General features: G+C 42.0%; 17 protein-coding genes. 5 read left to right on the top strand and 12 right to left on the bottom strand.

Features of this window, described 5'->3' with window-relative positions; genetic code table 11:
- Window positions 1–424: 424 nt before the first annotated feature.
- From GSF04_RS08160 to GSF04_RS08170, 3 genes are read right to left on the bottom strand one after another with little or no spacing between them, the layout of a single operon-like run.
- The gene (locus GSF04_RS08160) at window positions 425–1468 is read right to left on the bottom strand and encodes a toprim domain-containing protein (protein ID WP_211859247.1); all 1044 of its coding nucleotides are present in this window, start codon (window positions 1466–1468) and stop codon (window positions 425–427) included.
- The gene (locus tag GSF04_RS08165; RefSeq protein ID WP_211859248.1) at window positions 1465–1947 is read right to left on the bottom strand and encodes a hypothetical protein; all 483 of its coding nucleotides are present in this window, start codon (window positions 1945–1947) and stop codon (window positions 1465–1467) included. Before GSF04_RS08165 ends, GSF04_RS08160 begins: the two co-directional genes overlap by 4 nt.
- A gap of 3 nt (window positions 1948–1950) precedes the next feature.
- Window positions 1951–2442, bottom strand: coding sequence for a hypothetical protein (locus tag GSF04_RS08170; protein ID WP_211859249.1), 492 nt, complete (start codon window positions 2440–2442; stop codon window positions 1951–1953).
- A 324-nt stretch (window positions 2443–2766) separates the two neighbouring features.
- On the opposite strand from GSF04_RS08170, the gene GSF04_RS08175 reads away from it, so the two are divergent.
- Window positions 2767–4587, top strand: coding sequence for an AAA family ATPase (locus tag GSF04_RS08175; RefSeq protein WP_211859250.1), 1821 nt, complete (start codon window positions 2767–2769; stop codon window positions 4585–4587).
- A gap of 66 nt (window positions 4588–4653) precedes the next feature.
- Entirely contained in the window at window positions 4654–4971 is a 318-nt protein-coding gene (locus GSF04_RS08180) for a hypothetical protein (RefSeq protein WP_211859251.1), read from the top strand.
- Window positions 4972–5065: 94 nt separating this feature from the next.
- Here GSF04_RS08180 and GSF04_RS08185 read toward each other — a convergent pair whose 3' ends face one another.
- Both GSF04_RS08185 and GSF04_RS08190 read right to left on the bottom strand, forming a co-directional pair.
- On the bottom strand, window positions 5066–6277 hold the full coding sequence (locus GSF04_RS08185) for a site-specific integrase (protein WP_211859252.1): 1212 nt from the start codon (window positions 6275–6277) through the stop codon (window positions 5066–5068).
- Between the two features lie 196 nt (window positions 6278–6473).
- Window positions 6474–7334 carry a YicC/YloC family endoribonuclease gene (locus tag GSF04_RS08190; RefSeq protein ID WP_045990262.1) on the bottom strand — a complete coding sequence of 287 codons (861 nt, stop codon included), beginning with the start codon at window positions 7332–7334 and terminating at the stop codon, window positions 6474–6476.
- Window positions 7335–7487: 153 nt separating this feature from the next.
- Between GSF04_RS08190 and rph the strand changes: the two genes are divergently transcribed.
- Both rph and pyrE read left to right on the top strand, forming a co-directional pair.
- Entirely contained in the window at window positions 7488–8201 is a 714-nt protein-coding gene (gene rph, locus GSF04_RS08195; protein ID WP_010377321.1) for a ribonuclease PH, read from the top strand.
- 21 nt (window positions 8202–8222) lie between these two features.
- Window positions 8223–8867 (top strand): orotate phosphoribosyltransferase, encoded by a 645-nt coding sequence (gene pyrE / locus GSF04_RS08200; protein ID WP_017217061.1) that lies wholly within the window; start codon window positions 8223–8225, stop codon window positions 8865–8867.
- Window positions 8868–8959: 92 nt separating this feature from the next.
- Here pyrE and GSF04_RS08205 read toward each other — a convergent pair whose 3' ends face one another.
- The 7 genes from GSF04_RS08205 to yegQ form a co-directional block, all read right to left on the bottom strand.
- Window positions 8960–9673, bottom strand: a complete 714-nt coding sequence (locus GSF04_RS08205) for a response regulator transcription factor (RefSeq protein ID WP_045962055.1) — start codon at window positions 9671–9673, stop codon at window positions 8960–8962.
- A 130-nt stretch (window positions 9674–9803) separates the two neighbouring features.
- The gene (locus GSF04_RS08210) at window positions 9804–10964 is read right to left on the bottom strand and encodes a M23 family metallopeptidase (RefSeq protein ID WP_211859253.1); all 1161 of its coding nucleotides are present in this window, start codon (window positions 10962–10964) and stop codon (window positions 9804–9806) included.
- Between the two features lie 357 nt (window positions 10965–11321).
- Window positions 11322–12254, bottom strand: a complete 933-nt coding sequence (locus GSF04_RS08215) for a GGDEF domain-containing response regulator (protein WP_211859254.1) — start codon at window positions 12252–12254, stop codon at window positions 11322–11324.
- Between the two features lie 2 nt (window positions 12255–12256).
- Window positions 12257–12661: a response regulator gene (locus GSF04_RS08220; protein ID WP_010377331.1), complete on the bottom strand. Its 405-nt coding sequence runs from the start codon at window positions 12659–12661 to the stop codon at window positions 12257–12259.
- A 2-nt stretch (window positions 12662–12663) separates the two neighbouring features.
- Window positions 12664–15351 (bottom strand): PAS domain-containing sensor histidine kinase, encoded by a 2688-nt coding sequence (locus GSF04_RS08225; RefSeq protein WP_211859255.1) that lies wholly within the window; start codon window positions 15349–15351, stop codon window positions 12664–12666.
- Window positions 15352–15830: 479 nt separating this feature from the next.
- The gene (locus GSF04_RS08230; RefSeq protein WP_010377334.1) at window positions 15831–16076 is read right to left on the bottom strand and encodes a YfhL family 4Fe-4S dicluster ferredoxin; all 246 of its coding nucleotides are present in this window, start codon (window positions 16074–16076) and stop codon (window positions 15831–15833) included.
- Window positions 16077–16078: 2 nt separating this feature from the next.
- On the bottom strand, window positions 16079–17437 hold the full coding sequence (yegQ, locus tag GSF04_RS08235) for a tRNA 5-hydroxyuridine modification protein YegQ (protein ID WP_211859256.1): 1359 nt from the start codon (window positions 17435–17437) through the stop codon (window positions 16079–16081).
- A gap of 299 nt (window positions 17438–17736) precedes the next feature.
- On the opposite strand from yegQ, the gene ndk reads away from it, so the two are divergent.
- On the top strand, window positions 17737–18168 hold the full coding sequence (gene ndk / locus GSF04_RS08240) for a nucleoside-diphosphate kinase (RefSeq protein WP_010377338.1): 432 nt from the start codon (window positions 17737–17739) through the stop codon (window positions 18166–18168).
- The last annotated feature ends 134 nt before the right edge of the window (window positions 18169–18302 follow it).

An 18302-nucleotide genomic window follows, 5' to 3' on the forward strand; every position in this document is an offset into this window, starting at 1 on the left:
AGGGTACGTAAATGCAGGGGCACAGGGTACGCACACCCATTTTGGCGCGGTTTTTTATACTGATTACAGGAGCTGAAGGTACGTTTCAGCGGATCACACGAGAAAAATACAGGGAGGTAAGGTACGTTTAGCTACGTTTTGAAAAAAGTTACAGGGAGCAGAGGTACGTTTGTGCATTCTTAAGCATAAATTTAAGACTGAAAATGCTAAATACAGGAGTATGGAGTACGTAAATGCAGGAGTTGAAGGTACGTTTCAAAATTTATTGTGGCTTGGTGCTGCATACACGACTGTAATCTATTGCCTCTAACCCTTTCTTTAACCCTTTTAATCTTATTTATAACCAGTAAATAATGAGTTTTATTCAGCGGTTAAATGAAACTCAAAAAATGCCCTGCGGGGCTACTTGCTTAAAAAAGAAAAATTATTGATGGCTAACATGCTCAATCAGCCACTCATTCAAGTCTTTGTGGTTTGGGTAGGCACTCGATAGGTCATTTATTTTTAAATGGTTGAGCGAGTTTTTGAGCTGTTTCAGCGTTTCAAGCCCTGTGGTTTTGTTGTTGAGTTCATCACGATCTCTAAAATAGTCTATCTCTGTAATAGCTGGGTGTTGCGCAACAAATTGAACAAACCTATCAAGCATGGCACTACTATTGAGCACCACAGTTGTAAACGGTGGGGTGTGCAGGCTCTTAGCGGTTAGGTACGAAAGAAAGTCGATAAAGCCCTCAAATAATAAGGTTTTGCTCGTGCCCTTATCAAACACACTAATATCAACTCCAAGCCCCGCAAAGCCTTTAAAATTTTTGTTTCTAAGTGCAAAGGTGCTGCCACTGGCAAAGCCAATAGAATAAAACTGTTTACCTGATGCTATCAGGCGACAAGTAACTTCTTGTACGTACCCTTTGGCTATATTGAGGTTTATTTTTCTATCATTTTGTAAGTATTGCTTGAGTGGGTAACTAAACAATGCCTGTACTTTTAGCACCTCTATTGCCGCTGATTTTTTATTTAAGCCAGTTACGTCGTTTGTAGTAGGGGCAATGCTTGGTGTTGAGGCGTCAAACAATGTTTGATGCACATTATTTGCCACTATACGGGCAGCTTTATTTGAAAATGAGTGTACAGTCGGATAGAGACTATCAAGCACCCCTAATGCGCTCTTAACGTCATTATCAGGCAAGTTATGAACATGGCACACTAATTCAATTAAGCGGCCGCCAGCGCCTATAGGCACATCTGACCAAATATTTTTCTCAATGTTTACACACAAAGAGGGTTTGCTATCTGATCTTGTTGGACTGTGGTACACGTACTCAAGGCCATTAGTTCCTTGCTGAGTACGGGCAAATTTTGCGCCTATACGTTCTAGGTAATCAGTGATTGGAATTTGTCTTGCGTCTTGTGTTCTCATGGTTTGGGTTATTGAAATAATTTTTTCTTGTTGCCAAATAGCATTTTTCACCTCTCTATATTGTAGGCTGTTTTTTCACGATGAAATGTTGCGCTGGAATCATACTCAAACGCCATAGGCTCTACTTTTACAGACTCATCGGCAATAAAGGCTTTTTCAGTACGCTTTGTCAGTTGGTTGTTTTCAATCATAGTGCTGATAAATTGTTTTGAGGGATAAATATTGAGGATCGCATCAATGATTTTTCTGCCTTCGTACTTTTTCTTTATTTCTACTTTGCTGATCTCTGGCATAGCTTCGAGTAGCTTTGTGATCTTTTGCAGTGTAATACGCTTTTCTTTGTGCTCGTTGAAGTTAATCTTTTCAATAAGATAGTTAAGTGATGGATTATAAGTTGCATTTTCACTGGCATAGCGAAACTTAAGGTTAAGCAGTGCCCTTAGCTTTATCAGGTAGTAAGACTTAGAGGCAACAATACTGGCCGAGTCTGAGGCTTTCCAATCGCCGCTTTGAATATAATTGGTGATCATATTTCAAAGCTCTATGACGACTTTTTTATCCTCCATGTAAATGTCTTTGATACGGTTAAAAATATACAAGCTTTCGCCGTTTTCATTACGCACGGCGATATCAGTACGTTTTAGTATCTCTAATGCTTCACGAATGCTTGAAGTGTTGTAAGGGCAATCGTTCGGCTTCAGTGTTTTATTTTCGACTTTATTGATGGCGTTGATTATCTCTTTTTGAATTTGATAGTAGGTTGTCTTGAGATAAAACACTTTATTATTTTCGCCGTCAGATTGAATTTGCATCGCTTGTTTTGAAGCCATTGAAATAATCGCATATTCAATACGTGCTTCTCTTAAATGCGGGAAATGGCTTTGAAATTTTTTACTTTTCTTGTTCTTAAAATTAGCGGGTGAGATCTCAGCAATAAATCCTTTGCCGTCAATCGTAAATGGTCTTTCTACAGATTCGGCCACACCGTCATTGATCCATGTGATCAGCGGATCATTCGGCGACACATCTTTTGGAATAGCTTCGTAAGTTTCAGAAAGGTTGAGTCTCTTGGTTGACTGGAAAAGCTCAAGCTGAATCGCGATGCTTTCTTGTCAAAACTGCACACTTCTAGGTTTTGGTCACATAGCGGTAAGTTAAAAAGTATTGGTTGTAGTTATTTTACTCAAAGGTACAGAAATGCAAGTGAATATCTTTCGCGCTTTTGTTTGTATGATATTGAAATTATTATATAAATTCATCATTGACAGAATTTTACAACTCACGCATGATGGATTTTTATACTGAAGTTGTATCTTTAATAACCTTCACGCTCAGCCAAGGAGAGAAACGTGAAATTAGAGAAGTTAACCATACGTAACTTTAGAGGTATTGGGTTTGCAGAAATTGATATTGAAGGTTTCACAACTTTGGTTGGGCCTAATAATATTGGCAAATCAACAATCTTAAATGCTATTCATCTTGTATTAGATAATAAAAAGCCAAAGTTAGAGGATTGGCCTGCTCAAAAGCCTTCAGATGAGACAATGGAAATTATATGTGAATTTGGCTCGCTTGAAGACTGGGAAAAAAGAAAACCAGCTATTTCTAAGCTTTTATACAATGATTCGTTAAAGGTGAGAGTTGTTGCTGATTGGAATGCTGAACAAACAGATTATAGCTATGAATATTCGGTTTATAACACAGAAAACAAGTTTCCATTTTCTGGCGAAAATTATTCAAATGCTAAGAAAATCCCTGATGCCAAGGCAATTTTTGATGAGCTTGGTATTACAAGTGCAGCAGCGTATAAAGAGCGCTTAGAAGAGATCGAACAGCACACTCTCGTCAATCATCCCGAGTGTGTTGTTCAGTCTGAAGATTGGCATGTGAAGAAGTTTGCAAACTCGTTGCAACAAGCAGTCCCGCATGTAATGTATGTGCCAGCCAGTTTTAAAATAGAAGATGAGCTGAAAGCCTCAAATAACAGTCCGTTTTCATTTTTATTCACAAACAAGCTTTTTCCCAAAGTAAAAGATGATGAAACCTACAAAGATTACATAGTGAAAGCCGACTCGCTTCAGAAAAAGCTTAAAGGGCAAGCTGAAGATGGCGCGGAAATAGATGGTCTAGGGGATGCATTAGAGCAAGTATCGAGTACGTTGAATCAAATATTAGACTTCGACTCTAAGGTTCGTTTAGCGGTTGGCGATATAGATGTTGAACCATTATTTATGAAGGCAGCTACTTTTCTAGTTGATGAAGAAATCGAAACGAGCTTACAGTATCAAGGAAGCGGTGTACAAAGAGCGCTCGCTTTTGCAATGCTAGAAAGTAATGCTTCGGTTGAGTCTGAAGTAACTGGTGAACAAAGAAGTGTAATTGTACTCTATGAAGAGCCTGAGTTATACATACATCCCCATTTAATGAAACGCCTTAAAAATACTCTTCAAACACGCTCTGAATCGCCTAAATGGCAGGTTATTTGCTCAACTCACTCTCCATTTTTGATCAATCTCGCAGATAATCCTAAATCATTAAAACTACTAAAAAGAAATACAGATAATGAAAGGCGGGTGCATCAAATTTCAAGTGATATTTTTGAGCAAAATGGTGAGTACAATGAGCGCACATTGTTAAGAGCCACTTTGGATTTTCATCCAACAGTTTGCGAAAGCTTGTTTGCGAAGCGTGTAGTGCTCGTGGAAGGTGATACTGAAGTTGCTGTATTTAGTATGATATCTGAGTTAGTAAATAAACTAGGCATTGCTGGAAGTAAACACAAAGACACAACAGTTGTTTCAGCTGGTGGTAAATGGACGATTCCTGCAATTGCAAAAGTGCTCAATGCTATGGATATTGATTACAGAATCATTCACGATATGGATAGAAAACAGCTTTCGGACGAGGAGTTAGCGCAGGTAGCTCCGATTCATCCATTTAGGGCAAACGAGAAAATTAGTGCTGTAGCTGGGGATGATAGAATTTTCTTAGTTGAAGATACGTTTGAACACGTACTATGGGATCAGGCTGAAAATGAAACTGCTAAATCCAGTGATAAGCCTTTTAGTTCGTGGGTGCGTATTAAAGATTACATCGATGACACACAAGAGTTGACTGATCAGAGTAAAGCGACTTTGAAAGAAATTATCAAGTTCGCATTTTGTGATTAATATTTTTTAACATGAATATAGATAACTCCTGCAAATTTGCAGATTTTAAAATTTAAGGACAATAGAATGAAACTTTCAGAGTTAGTCACTGCCGCACTTAAACCGAAAACAATCAAAGACATCAACAATAAGTATGATTATAAGGATGAGTACCCACAAGGAGAAGGTGATTCTGATAACGTCGCTTGTGGGCAAGATGGCAGCTACAATGAATTACAGTATATCTACAATACGTATTTAAAGCCTGAAGTGACAAGCGGTAATATTACAGAAAAGGATGCGATAGAGGCACTTGATTCGGCTTGTTCGTCTCTCAATAACCCTCGTAAACGAGAAGATTTCTATAGTCATTTAGAAGATAAACTAGGTATTCAGATCCCTTAATCGTAGGCTGAAAACTTATAAAGCATGGCTATTTTGCTCGCCATGCTTTATGTTTGATTGATAACATATTGTCACTAATAAAGTATTGTTTATTTTAGTCGGAATGGTTTACAACAGCGATAATTGATTGCAATTGCTCTGCTACCATCCCTAATGCTTCTCTTCGCTCATCCAAATAATCATACCTGTCATAGATTCCCTCAACGCCTTTTAGCTTATGATTTAAGCATCGCTCGGCTATATGACCAGCTACACCATTGCTTGCAAGTAGGCTTCGACAGGTGCGGCGTAGGTCGTGAACGGTAAAGTGGGGCACGGGCATTTTGTCTTCACGAAATAGCTTTTGAATGGCGGCGTTGAGTGTGTCGGGGCTGATATGCCCAAAGCGCTTGCTGGCTCTGCGGTTCGGAAAGACATAGTCAGAGCCAAAGGCACGTATTTGCAACTCTTTGAGCCATTCAATGACGATGGGGCTTAATGGCACGGTTATGCCTCGGCCAGTTTTGCTGCGCTCCTGTGGTATATGCCAAAGCGCTTCTTTAAGATCAAATTCAGCCCATTTTGCAGCGATTAGCTCACCCTTTCTCACACCTAAACAAAGTAGCAGCGAAAAGGCTAAATAGTTGTCGCGGGTAAATTGGTCAGAATTTTCCCGTAGGCATTGATACACTTTCTCTAGTTCTTCAAGTGATAGGGCGCGGCTACGGCTTTGCTCTACACCGCCCGCATCCGACACGTTAAATGCTTCAGCTGGGTTTGAGGTGCGTAAATCCAGCTTAATTGCATGTCTGAATAGCTGCTTGCAGTACATAAGCGCATCATTTGCAATGCTCGGGCGGTCACTTTGCGCAATGCGTTGTATCGCGCCGCGAATATCTCTAGGGTTTACTTTTTCGATTGCTAACCCACCAAAATAAGGGGCGAGATCTTTGGTATAAATACGTCTAGGGATATTTGGGTGCTTTAAGCGTTTTTCGCATTCTTGCAGCCAGTCTTCGGCAAGATCATTGACGGTTTTTAAGGTTTCGTTATCGAGGCGCATTTTCTCGGCTTGAGGGTCGATGTTTTCATTTTTCACATCAAGCACAATTTGCGCTGACTTTAATCGTGCCTCAGCTAATGAAACATCGGGGTATTTGCCGAAGGTGATTTCTCTGCGCTTTTTATGAATTGTATATCTAACCACCCAAAAAGCGCTTCGCTCTTTACTGATTCGAATATAGAGGCCATTCCCAATTGAGTGATAGCCTACTTTACCCGTTTTGATTAAAGACTTAATTTGCTGAGCGTTGATTTTGTTTGCCATATCATACCTTTACAATAAAAGTGGTGGCAGATTTTTAAAGTTTGGGGCAAATTTTGAATTTTTTCAAAATCTGCCACCATTTCTGCCATCATTTTTTCATTACAAAGAGCAATTCGGGGCAACAGGTTGAAACACGTAAAACTTATAACTCTAAGATTTTAAAGGCCATTTTAACACTCAGAAACAGTCTGAAACATTACTCGATGTTTTGGATCTGCTCGCGCATTTGCTCAATTAGAACTTTAAGTTCAACGGCGGCGTTGGTGATGTCGCTGTTGATTGACTTTGAGGCTAGGGTGTTAGATTCGCGGTTGAATTCTTGCATCATAAAGTCTAAACGACGGCCACAAGCGCCTCCTTTTTTGAGGATTTTGTGGGTTTCTTTGACGTGTGACTTGAGGCGGTCGAGTTCTTCTGCAACATCTTGCTTTTGCGCAAGGTAAATCAGCTCTTGCTCTAGGCGGCCTTCGTCGATGTCGGTTTTTAGTTCTTCTAATTTTTGTGAAAGTTTTTCACGTTGCCACTTAGTGACTTCAGGCATGTAGCCTTCAACGATGGCAACTTGCTCTAGAATACCGTCAAGACGAGTGGTGAGCATGGTTTCTAGGTTTTCGCCTTCACTTGCTCGTGCAGCTTTAAAGTCTTCTACTAGCTCATCAAAGCCACCTAACAGCTCGCTGTTTACGGTGTCTAAGTCGACTTCTTCGGCTTCCATTACACCTGGCCAGCGCAGAATGTCTACTGGATTGATATCACCGCCGCTTTGTGATTGTAGCCACTTTGCGCTTTCAACAAGTTGCTTTGCAAGCGATTCGTTGACGGTTAGTTGGCCAACGTGCGCAGGATTTGCGGTGAACTTTAGGAATACTTCAACTTTGCCGCGTTGTAGGTGTTTACGCAGGCGTTCACGTATTACTGGCTCTAAGCCTCTAAATTGTTCTGGTGCGCGGATAAAGGTTTCGAGGTAGCGTTGATTAACTGAACGAATTTCCCAAACCCCAGTGCCCCAGTCACCTTTCACTTCTTTGCGGGCGTAGGCGGTCATACTATGGATCATATAAAGTCCCTAAATTAGCTTGGTTTAACCGGAGCATTATAGCCGAATTTCCACACAGCCCTAAAGTGAATTTTATTTTTAGTCGGATCGCGTGGCATAGTCTCTATGATCCCTTTATAATGTACGGCAAATTTTGATGATGGGGGAACGTGGATGCGTCCAAGCGAAAGAACTGCAAATCAGATCAGGCCGGTTACATTTACTCGTAACTATACAATGCACGCTGAAGGCTCAGTAATGGTAGAGTTTGGTAACACCAAAGTGTTATGTACGGCTTCTGTAGAAGCGGGTGTGCCACGCTTTATGAAAGGTCAAGGCAAGGGCTGGATCACCGCAGAATACGGTATGCTTCCGCGCTCTACACATACGCGTAACAACCGTGAAGCGGCGCGTGGTAAACAAGGCGGCCGTACCATGGAAATTCAACGCTTAATCGCACGCGCGCTCCGTGCCGCAGTTGATTTAAAAGCGTTAGGTGAGAACACCATTACTATCGACTGTGATGTTATTCAAGCGGACGGTGGTACACGCACGGCGTCAATTAGTGGTGCTTGTGTGGCATTGGTAGATGCACTAACGCACATGCGTGCCAAAGGCATGATCAATGTAAACCCGTTAAAATTTATGATAGCGGCAATCTCGGTTGGGGTTTATAAAGGTCAGCCAATTACCGATCTTGAGTATCTTGAGGATTCAGAGGCTGAGACAGATATGAACGTGATCATGACTGAAACTGGCAAACTGATTGAAGTACAAGGGACAGCTGAAGGCGAACCGTTCTCGTTCGACGAGCTAGATGAGTTACTTGGTCTTGCGAAACACTCAATTCGTGAAATCATTGATCTACAAAAGCAAGCGTTAGCGTAATCAACATTCAGTAGGAAAGACATGAAACCGTATCAAAAAGAGTTTATTGAATTTGCCTTAGAAAAGCAGGTGCTTAAGTTTGGCGAGTTTACGTTAAAGTCTGGCCGTACTAGCCCTTATTTTTTCAATGCAGGCTTGTTTAACACGGGTCGTGATCTGGCGCGTTTAGGTCGTTTCTATGCTTCGGCATTGGAAGATGCTGGCATTGAGTTTGATGTATTGTTTGGCCCAGCGTACAAAGGTATTCCTATTGCGACAACGACGGCCGTTGCACTTGCCGATCATCATAATAAAGATGTGCCTTACTGCTTTAATCGTAAAGAAAAGAAAGAGCACGGTGAAGGCGGTAACTTAGTAGGTTCGGCGCTTGAAGGTCGTATTATGCTTGTTGATGATGTGATCACCGCGGGTACTGCTATTCGTGAGTCGATGGAAATTATTGCTGCTAATGGTGCCGATCTTGCTGGCGTATTAATCGCATTAGATCGCCAAGAAAAAGGCAAAGCTGAGCTTTCTGCTATTCAGGAAGTTGAGCGCGACTTTAATACTCAAGTAGTGTCTATCGTGAAATTGGCTGATCTGATCACTTACCTTGAGCAACAAGGTGGTATGGATGCACACTTGGATGCAGTTAAAGCATACCGTGATAGCTACGGTGTAGCGTAAGCCCTACGATTTTCTGCAGATGGCTAGTACCATGCTAGCCATCAATTTACTTCTCTTTTATCTCAGTTTTATTGTGTGTTTTTACACAGCTCTTAATTCAAACTCACTATTGGTATATGGCGTAGCGCCCAATTAGCAAGTTCAACTCGGTTGCGCGAATTGGTTTTTTTAAATGCGCTGTAGATATGCGTTTTTACTGTGTGACTACTTATGTTTAGTCTATCAGCGATATCTTCGTTTTTAGCACCAGCAGCAATAAGCTTGATCACAGACTTTTCTCTGCCAGTAAGCATATTTAACTCTTCATTACTTAAGATAATGTCGCTGTTAGGCAATGCTTGTGGCATCGCGGCGATCAGTTCGCTAAATGCCTCTGAGATAGCGCTGCGACAAAACCAAAGCTCGCCTTTGAGCACACTGCTTAATCCTTGAAATAACGTCTCTGGCGGAGCATTGTGATAGAGTATACCTTTCACATTGCCAAGTAGCGCCGTTTTTTCATTCACGCTGTCTTCATTTGCATTAAAGAGCAGTACCTTGTGTTTAGCCGCCAATAGCTTTACTTCAGCACTGATAAGTTCATTGCAATCTCGGTGTTCTGTATCCACCAAAAATAATGCGATTTGTTCACGTAGCGCTGGCTCTGGTAGTCGAGTATCAACTTTGACTGTATGTCCTAGCGTCTCCAGCACTTTGATTAGCACAGTATAATTGGTGGAACTGGTATTGGCTCGAGCATGAGTCAGAATAAAAAATGCTCGATCTTGCCATGCTAGCGAGTTGTTGGAATATTCCTTTGCAAACATAGAAGTATTAAATCCTTTTTTATTCCAGATTAAAATTAATATACATTTGTTTTACAAAAAATTTAAGTTATTTATTAGGCTCAAACTAAAAAGCTGAGCCTAATACCATGCTTGTGTAAGCTAAGGCTGTTTATTTGTACAATGCACGCCATGCACAAGTACGATAGCCGTTCTTCTCAAAGAAGAAGCGATTACAGTTATCGTCATAGTTGGAGTTACCCACATCTATACGATAGCCACTGATGTACCAGTTATGCAGCGAAATATGCCCACCGTTGTACAGTAGCGAAAAGTGAACGTGAGGGCCGGTTGATTGGCCACCTTGGCACAATGCCGTTGCTTTATCGTCCGCATAACGGCCAAGCCAAGCGCCTGCAGAAATGACATCACCAGTGTTATATTGCAAACTTTCCATATGGTAATACTGAGTTGAATAACCGCTTGAGTGAGTCACGCGAATATTACAAGCTGAGTAACGAGTCACTGTGCCGCCATGCGCTGCTTGAACCCAAGGTGTATTACTTCCCCAGCCACCTGAGCCGTTATTAAAATCAAGCGACGAGTAAGGGTAACCAGAGCCTGTATTTGAGTGTGCACCACCGCTATACCAAGCGTAACCGGATGGCCACGGGAAGCTCATGCTAAAGCTAGCAGCTGATACCGCTTGTGTTGAAGCTTGTTCATTAAAAGCAATGCTGTTGTCCGCTTTTAATGCTAATGACTCACCGTTAAATAACGTTTGGTAAGTATTGAATAGGGCATCTGCCGATGTGTGTGTCAGATCTGCAAGTGCAACAGTTGCTTCGTTGACTGCTGGTAATTTTTTAGCTTTGCCTTCATCACGAAGTTTTTGGAATGCGTAGTATCTTGCACTTAGATTAAGCGCTACATCTTTTACTTGCGCATCAAATCCCTGTTCATGAGAGAGTGTACCAAACGGTGCAAAGAGGGATTGTTTATCTGGATTACTTATCACACCTGACTCAAGTTCCATTAGTGCCAGCAACAATTTAGGGTTAATACTGGCATATCCTGCATAGTGCAAGATCACTTCGAGCTTGTCGCTTAAATGCGGTGCCGTGCTGTCAAGCACCTGCTGCCAATCTACTTGCTGTAAAGCATTGCTGAAAAGAAACAGTTCAGGGTTTACTGCTATTACACTAGAAATAGGTAAGGCACTGATGTGTTCTGCAGTAAATTCAGGCATAGCTACAGAGTCATGCTGGCCTGCAGCTGTTGCCTGATGTGAGAGGAGCGCGACTAAACACGCTGATAGATAGTGGCGTTTCATGTTGTATCCTTTCTGTTTGTTTTTTGTTCAATTAAGTTATACCTAAATGTGAGTATTTTGTAAAATAAAAGTTTAAAATGTGATTTTTTTGAGTGATGGACTTAGATTTTTGCCTGCTAGATTGGGGTTTTTTGTAAAAGCGACTATAAAAAAGAAAGTGGTGTGATGTGGAGGTTGCTATGAAAAGGCTAATTACTCTGTCTCAACTAGAAGAGTTGCTAGAGGAAAGGCAGGGGGGAGAGCGTCGAAAACAACGAAGTAATGTTTTGCCTTTCGTCGAAAGGCGCAACCATGTAAGGAGAAAAGCCGACAAGCAATACCTTCAAAATAGAATGGATTAGTACACTCCTCACCCTACTATTTTGCTGTGAGTCCTGCATCCGAGTAAAACGCGTAAGGCAATTGATTCGTCTTCGCGTGATACATAGCTTTATCTGCTTTAGCAACTAACTCTTCTGCTGATGTGGCGTCAGTTGGATAAATCACTGCGCCAATGCTTAAGTCCAGTTTTACTTCGCGAATATTGGCGCTTTCATCTTGGAGACAGTAATTATCACTGAGCAAGTCATACTTATGCTGAGCAAGTTTTCGTAACTGATTTTTTTCGGTTAGATGAGGGGCGATAACCACGAATTCATCACCACCGTAGCGTGCAACAAAATCTGACGCACGTTTATACATTTTAAGTTTTGCCGACAGTATTTTTAGCAATTGATCGCCCGCTTGATGACCAAGCTGATCATTGACTGGTTTAAAATTGTCGAGATCAATAAACAACACACCAAATCCATGACCATACCGCTCTGACTCAGAAATCGCTCTTTCTAATTCGTTATCAAATGCGCCGCGGTTATGTAGCATAGTAAGTCTATCCATCACCACTAGGTTCTCTAGATTTCGCTGCATTTCGTAGCGTTCTTTTGAGAAGGTGATTGTACGTGCCAGTAGTGGGCCGCTCACTTCGTGTTTTGGGATATAATCTTGCGCACCAAGTTGAATTGCCTTTTCGCCAAACAGTGTTTCAGATACCCCAGTTAGCACGATTATAGGGGCGCTGATTGGCAACTGTTTTACTTTAATCAGCGTGGTAAGGCCTTGGCTCTCATCGATATTTAAATCGATAAGGATGGCTTCTGGCTTGACTGTGTTTAAAGCGGTTTCAAGTTGCTCTAAATTTTTGAAGTGTTTAACGTTAAACTTTTGTCTACCATCAGTACTTGCTAGTGTGCGCTTTACTAAGTAAGCATCTTCATCGTTGTCTTCAAGAAGATAAATCAGCCATGTATTCATAGTTACCCTTGCACGACACAGTTATTGTCAAACCAATACTGCTTGATTAATTTGATCAACGACTCTAAATCACTTAAGCGTCCGGGCTTGGTAATATATGACTTAGCACCCAATTGATATGCTTTACGAATGTCACTGTGGTGAGTAGAGGTGGTATAGCATACCGTTATTAATTTATCGGCAACTTGTTCATTTTTTAAAGCTTCCATAACTTCAAAGCCACTCATTTTTGGCATGTTTAAATCCAGCAAAATGACTTGGTCGTAGGTTGCGATAGAATCGAGGTAATGCAGCAGCTCATGACCGTCAGAAAAAATTTTAAGCTCTGGCGCATTGGCAATACTGCTGTATGCTCTTTTAAAAAAGTAGACATCATCTGGATCATCTTCAACTAATAACAGTTCCATTATTACTCCTTAACTTCTTTTGGCAGTATGATTTCAAACAAAGCGCCATCATCACTTTGCAGGCATTTTATTGTGCCGCCATGCAGTTTTACGATTTGTCGGCACAGCGCTAGTCCAATACCACTGCCATACTCTTGTGTGGTGCCAAAACGCCTGAACGGTTCAAAGACTTGCTGACGTCGAGATTTTGGGATCCCAAGCCCATTGTCTTTGTAATGGATCACCGTTTCATGGCCGGTTTGGCTGGCGTAAATTTGGATCACGGGCGCAAGCTCTGGTGACTTAAACTTAATGCTGTTACTGATTAAGTTTTGCAGCACTTGAAGAAAAAGCGAGGGATCAAGTTCGATAGGTAAATCACCATTCTCTAGTTTAATTTCTGCGCCGCTTTCCTCGATACTAAAGCTCATCACTTCACAAATATCTTCTAACAACAAAGTTAGATTGGTTGTTTGTAGCTTCAACTCATGGGAATGCAAGCGTGATAACTTGAGTAGGTCTTGGATCATGATCCGCATTCGTTGACTGGCATCAACCAAGCGCTCTATTTCAAACTTTGCATCGTCGTAGTCTTTGAGTTCTGGCGTAATTCTTTGCGCCAAACTGTCCGAAAAAGCGGTGATCTTTCTGAGAGGCTCTTGTAAATCATGAGAAGCAATATAGGCAAAGTGCTCAAGGTGGGCGTTGGATTCTTGCAGCTGTAATAGCAATTCAGTGTGCTCGGTCATATCGACAAAAGTACCCAGCATCAACTCTGGCTCGCCATTGTAAGCTCGAGTGATCACGGTATCGACGGAATAACACCAAACCCAATGCCCTTCTTTGTGTCTAAAACGATATTTTATCGGGATAAGTTCACCGTCTTGGCTGGCTCTCACTTCATCAATATGCTCGTGAACGAGTGCGCGTTCACTTTCATGAAAACATAGTTCTAAATTTGAACTTTCTAACTCTTGAATTGTATAACCAAGGAGTTGAGTATAACGCTTGTTTATGCGCGTGTTTTTGTGGAGTTTTAAGTCGTAGAGATAAAGGCCACATACCGCTGAATCTATCATTCGCTGTAAAAAGCGTTGGTTGTCTTCAAGCTCTTTTTCTGCGAATTTTCGCGCCGTAATATCGACGGCGATACCAACGATCCGCTCAACTTGGTTTTTACTGTCTTTAAGTGGATAAAGAGTTGTCTGATACCAATGTTCTTTATTTTTGAATGGTATCATTTCTGTGTAATCTACGGGTTTTGCGACCTCAACGCAAAGTTGGTAGTTTTTTTCGATTCTATCTACTAGCTCCGCTTCCAACAGTGTCCCTCTGAGTTCGCTGAGGGTTTTACCCAATATTTCATCAAGTTTGACGCCAGTGCGTTGACAAGCAAACTTATTGTACTCGAGCACTCGAAATGTTTGCTTTTCTTCTACCTTTAATAGCCAAATAGCCTGACTTGCACCTTCGTAGATGGCATTGAGAATTTTGTTTTTTTCCGCCACTTGCAGCTCAAGGGATTTTTTCTGATGGATATTTCTAAGTGCTCCAGACATCACCAATGCTTTACCGTGGTCGTCAAATTGGCTGTTGCCTACGGCGGAAAACCACGCGTATTCTCCTTTGTTGTCTCGCCCTAAGTACTCGACAAAATATTGATCTTTAGTGGCAAAGTGATGGTCTATGGCATCTTGCACTTTGCCCTGATGGTCTGGGTGGATATGTGCAAACCAGTCGTCATAGGTGATTTTTTCGTCGTCGCGTTTACCAATCATGGTTTTTAAACGAGATGAATAGCTGACGCTGTTGTCGACAACGTTCCACTCCCAAATGCCATCTTCGGTTGCCCCGATTGCACGCTTCATTTGCTCGGTGGATTCCGCGAGTGCTTGCTCTGTGCGTTTTAGTGACGAAAGGTTATTAAACACCGCTAAAATGAGATTAGCACCGTCATGGGGCTCTTGTACTAAGCGCATCTCCATCGGGATTTGATTGCCAAATTTGTCTTTCACATGGCACAGTGCTTCTTTACTGTAATCGTTTTGGTTAAGTAGAGATTGGCTAATGGACTCTAAGCTGTCGAACGGATCATCCAAACTGACGATATCGTGTAATCTCAGCCCAATTAATGCATCTGGCGTGTCGTACCCAAGCTCGCGATAAAAATAAGGATTGCACTTACTCACGGTGAGTAGCTGGTCAAGTAGCAAGGTACTGGTGGGTAAGGCATCGAGCATAAACTCGGTAACTCTGTGTTGGTCTAGTTGCGAATGAAGCGCCTGCTTTTCATCGGTAATACGTTTGAGCCTTGCGGTTACGCCATGGAATTGATTGGGGGTTGGGATTGCGACGGCGCTTGGGATAAGTCTAAAAAGATAAACCGCCGTTACCATTGAGATAAACGCTGTGACTGCTTTTGAAATGCCATGAATACCATAAGCGCCATGCCAAACGGTATAAACGCCAATTAAGTGCGTGAGTCCACATAAAGTGATGAAGCTACAAAACAACACAAAGACCCAATTTCTGCCAACATCAGGGCGCTGTTTTGCATAAATCATAATCGCCATGGGAATCGAAAAGTAGGCTGCGGCTATCAAGATATCGGAGATAACATTGGTCCATAGCAGGTGAGGTTGCCACAAATAGCAATGACCATGTGGCATGTACGCGCTATTAAAAAATGACTCAAATGAGTTCAAATCCATGTTATTTCCTTACCTCAACGTGTAGCCAATTCATATAAAAACATCCGCCGTTAAGACGCTAAAAGCACACTCAAGCTACGATAGTAAAATACGCTTTAAAAGTCCTATTGCTCTGCTTTAACTGTAGTATATCTATTTGAAATTTCGACAAGAGGTGTAAGAAACCTGAACTTCGGATAATTAATGCCTTTCTAGCAGCCAGTTTTAGCGCTAACTGTGTTGAATTCACTTCCAATAGCCAGCTATTGGTGCGTAAATTCGCCTTGCCTACAGGACGTAGGTACCAGGGCGGTAGCAGGACGCGAGAGCGGAGTTATCCCCAAAACTCTCTGGCTAGATAAGAAAATAATTTAATGTGATTTTAAAAACAAAGGGTTAGATCATTCCTTATCCTAATCTCTGGTTTGGAAATCTTTATCGTGAGGTAGGGAAGAGGGGAGTTGAGAGATTCACAAGGTGAAGCGCGTGGCTTCACCTTGTTATTCGGTGAGTCGAAGGTACTTTTCGGCTAACTGATCAAGACTTTCTTTGTGGTTTGGATCTGGTTTAATGCAATCAATGGGGCAGACACTTACACAGGTTGGTGTGTCGTAATGGCCGACGCATTCAGTGCATTTGTCAGGGTCAATTTGATAAATTTTATCGCCCATGTAAATGGCTTGATTAGGACACTCAGGGTCGCACATATCACAGTTGATACATTTATCATTAATAAGCAGTGCCATCGTTATGCCTTTTTAAAAGGATTACGAGTGTCCTCACTTTGGCCTAAATTGCGCATTAAAATGGCGTGACTTAAGTCTATGTCCTGCGGTAATGGAATTTTGACGATATGACCCGAGCCCTTGGCGTCATCTATCGCTTCGCCTTTTTTATTTTCCATGTGTTCAAGATTAAAGTGAATATTGCCCTTAGGCGTCATTAATTCCAAGCTGTGACCAGTACAGAACTTGTTTTTAACCTCAATTTCAACGAGACCATTATTAGTGCGACCTAGCACTTCACCAACAAACTGCTGTTGGTCAGACACCGAATGACCGTAGTCGTAATTTTGATAGTCTTGATGTACATGACGTTTCAAGAAGCCCTCGGTATATCCTCGGTGGGCTAGGTTTTCTAGGGTTTTCATTAAGCTTGGGTCAAATGGTTTACCCGCAACAGCATCATCAATGGCTTTACGATAGACTTGTGCGGTGCGAGCAACATAATAGAATGACTTGGTACGGCCTTCGATCTTAAGGCTGTGCACGCCCATACGAGTCAGTTGATCAACATACTGGACAGCGCGTAAATCTTTGGAATTCATGATGTAAGTACCATGCTCATCCTCAAATGCTGGCATGTATTCACCTGGGCGACCTTGCTCTTCGAGCATAAACACTTCGTCGCTTGGTTGGCCTTCCCCTAAGGTTGGAATAATCGCTTTTGGATCGACCTTATGGACAACATCGCCGGTTTCGTTTTCTTGACCAGGTTTGACATCGTAGCTCCAGCGGCAGGCATTGGTACAAGTACCTTGGTTTGGATCGCGCTTGTTGATATAACCCGACAATAAACAGCGACCAGAATAAGCCATACATAAGGCGCCGTGAACGAATACTTCAAGCTCAGTGTCTGGACACAATGTACGAATTTCTTCTATTTCTTGTAGCGACAACTCGCGAGAAAGAATTACGCGCTCAACCCCTTGTTTGGCCCAAAATTGCACCGCCGCATAGTTAACAGCATTTGCTTGTACGGATAGGTGAATTGGCATGTCTGGCCATTTATCGCGTACCAGCATAATTAGCCCGGGATCGGACATGATAAGCGCGTCTGGCTTCATCGCGATAACGGGTTCAATATCACGTAAGTAAGTTTTCACTTTGCCGTTGTGTGGCGCAATATTTGATACGACATAGAGCTTTTTGTTCTGCTGGTGGGCTTCGTTAATACCGATTTCGAGGTTGTTTAGATCAAATTCGTTATTACGTACGCGCAGACTGTATCTTGGTTGTCCGGCGTAAACAGCGTCGGCACCGTACGCAAAAGCGTAACGCATATTCTTTAAACTGCCGGCAGGAGAGAGAAGTTCTGGTACAAACATGGTTTACCTCTGATTACGGGTCAGCTGTTGAGTGATTTCGCGTGCTGATTCTAAAAAGCGGCGCAGTATAGAAGAAAGCTAAGTAAGTAATTTTGATGTAGATCAGGTTTTTTGACATTGTGCAAGGAAGGGTTACTGTTAAGGCTTCTGCTGGCAATTCTGCGTATTTAATCGACAAATAATTCACCAAACTTTCGTTTCTTCGCAAAGAAAGCGGCGTGAGATAGTAGGTTTTTTCTACCAAAACACGTATAATTCGCGCCCGTTAATATTCACAATAATATTTTGGAGCAAAAAAGATGGCTTTAGAGCGCACTTTTTCAATCATCAAGCCTGATGCTGTAGCTAAAAACCACATCGGTGCTATCTACAACCGTTTTGAGTCTGCTGGTCTTAAAATCGTTGCATCAAAAATGGTTCACCTTTCTCAAGAGAAAGCTGAAGGTTTCTACGCAGAGCACAAAGAGCGTCCTTTCTTTGGTGCACTAGTTTCTTTCATGACTTCTGGTCCAGTAATGGTTCAGGTGCTTGAAGGTGAAGACGCAGTTCGTAAAAACCGCGAAATCATGGGTGCTACTAACCCTGCTGAAGCGCTAGCTGGTACACTACGTGCTGACTACGCAGACAGCATCGACGAGAACGCAGTACACGGTTCTGACGCGCCTGAGTCTGCTGCTCGCGAAATCGCTTACTTCTTCGCTGAAGAAGAAATCTGCCCACGTACTCGTTAATTCGAGACTTGGTGCCAAAGAAGGGCTTTCGAGCCCTTTTTTTGTCCCGCAGCTAAGTTGCGGGATAAGCGTGCTTTGTAAAGTAATCACACTACTTCACAAAACACGTTACATTATTTGTGATGTTTGCTGCT

Source organism: Pseudoalteromonas sp. A22 (assembly GCF_018141345.1).
Taxonomy (GTDB): Bacteria; Pseudomonadota; Gammaproteobacteria; order Enterobacterales; family Alteromonadaceae; genus Pseudoalteromonas; species Pseudoalteromonas maricaloris.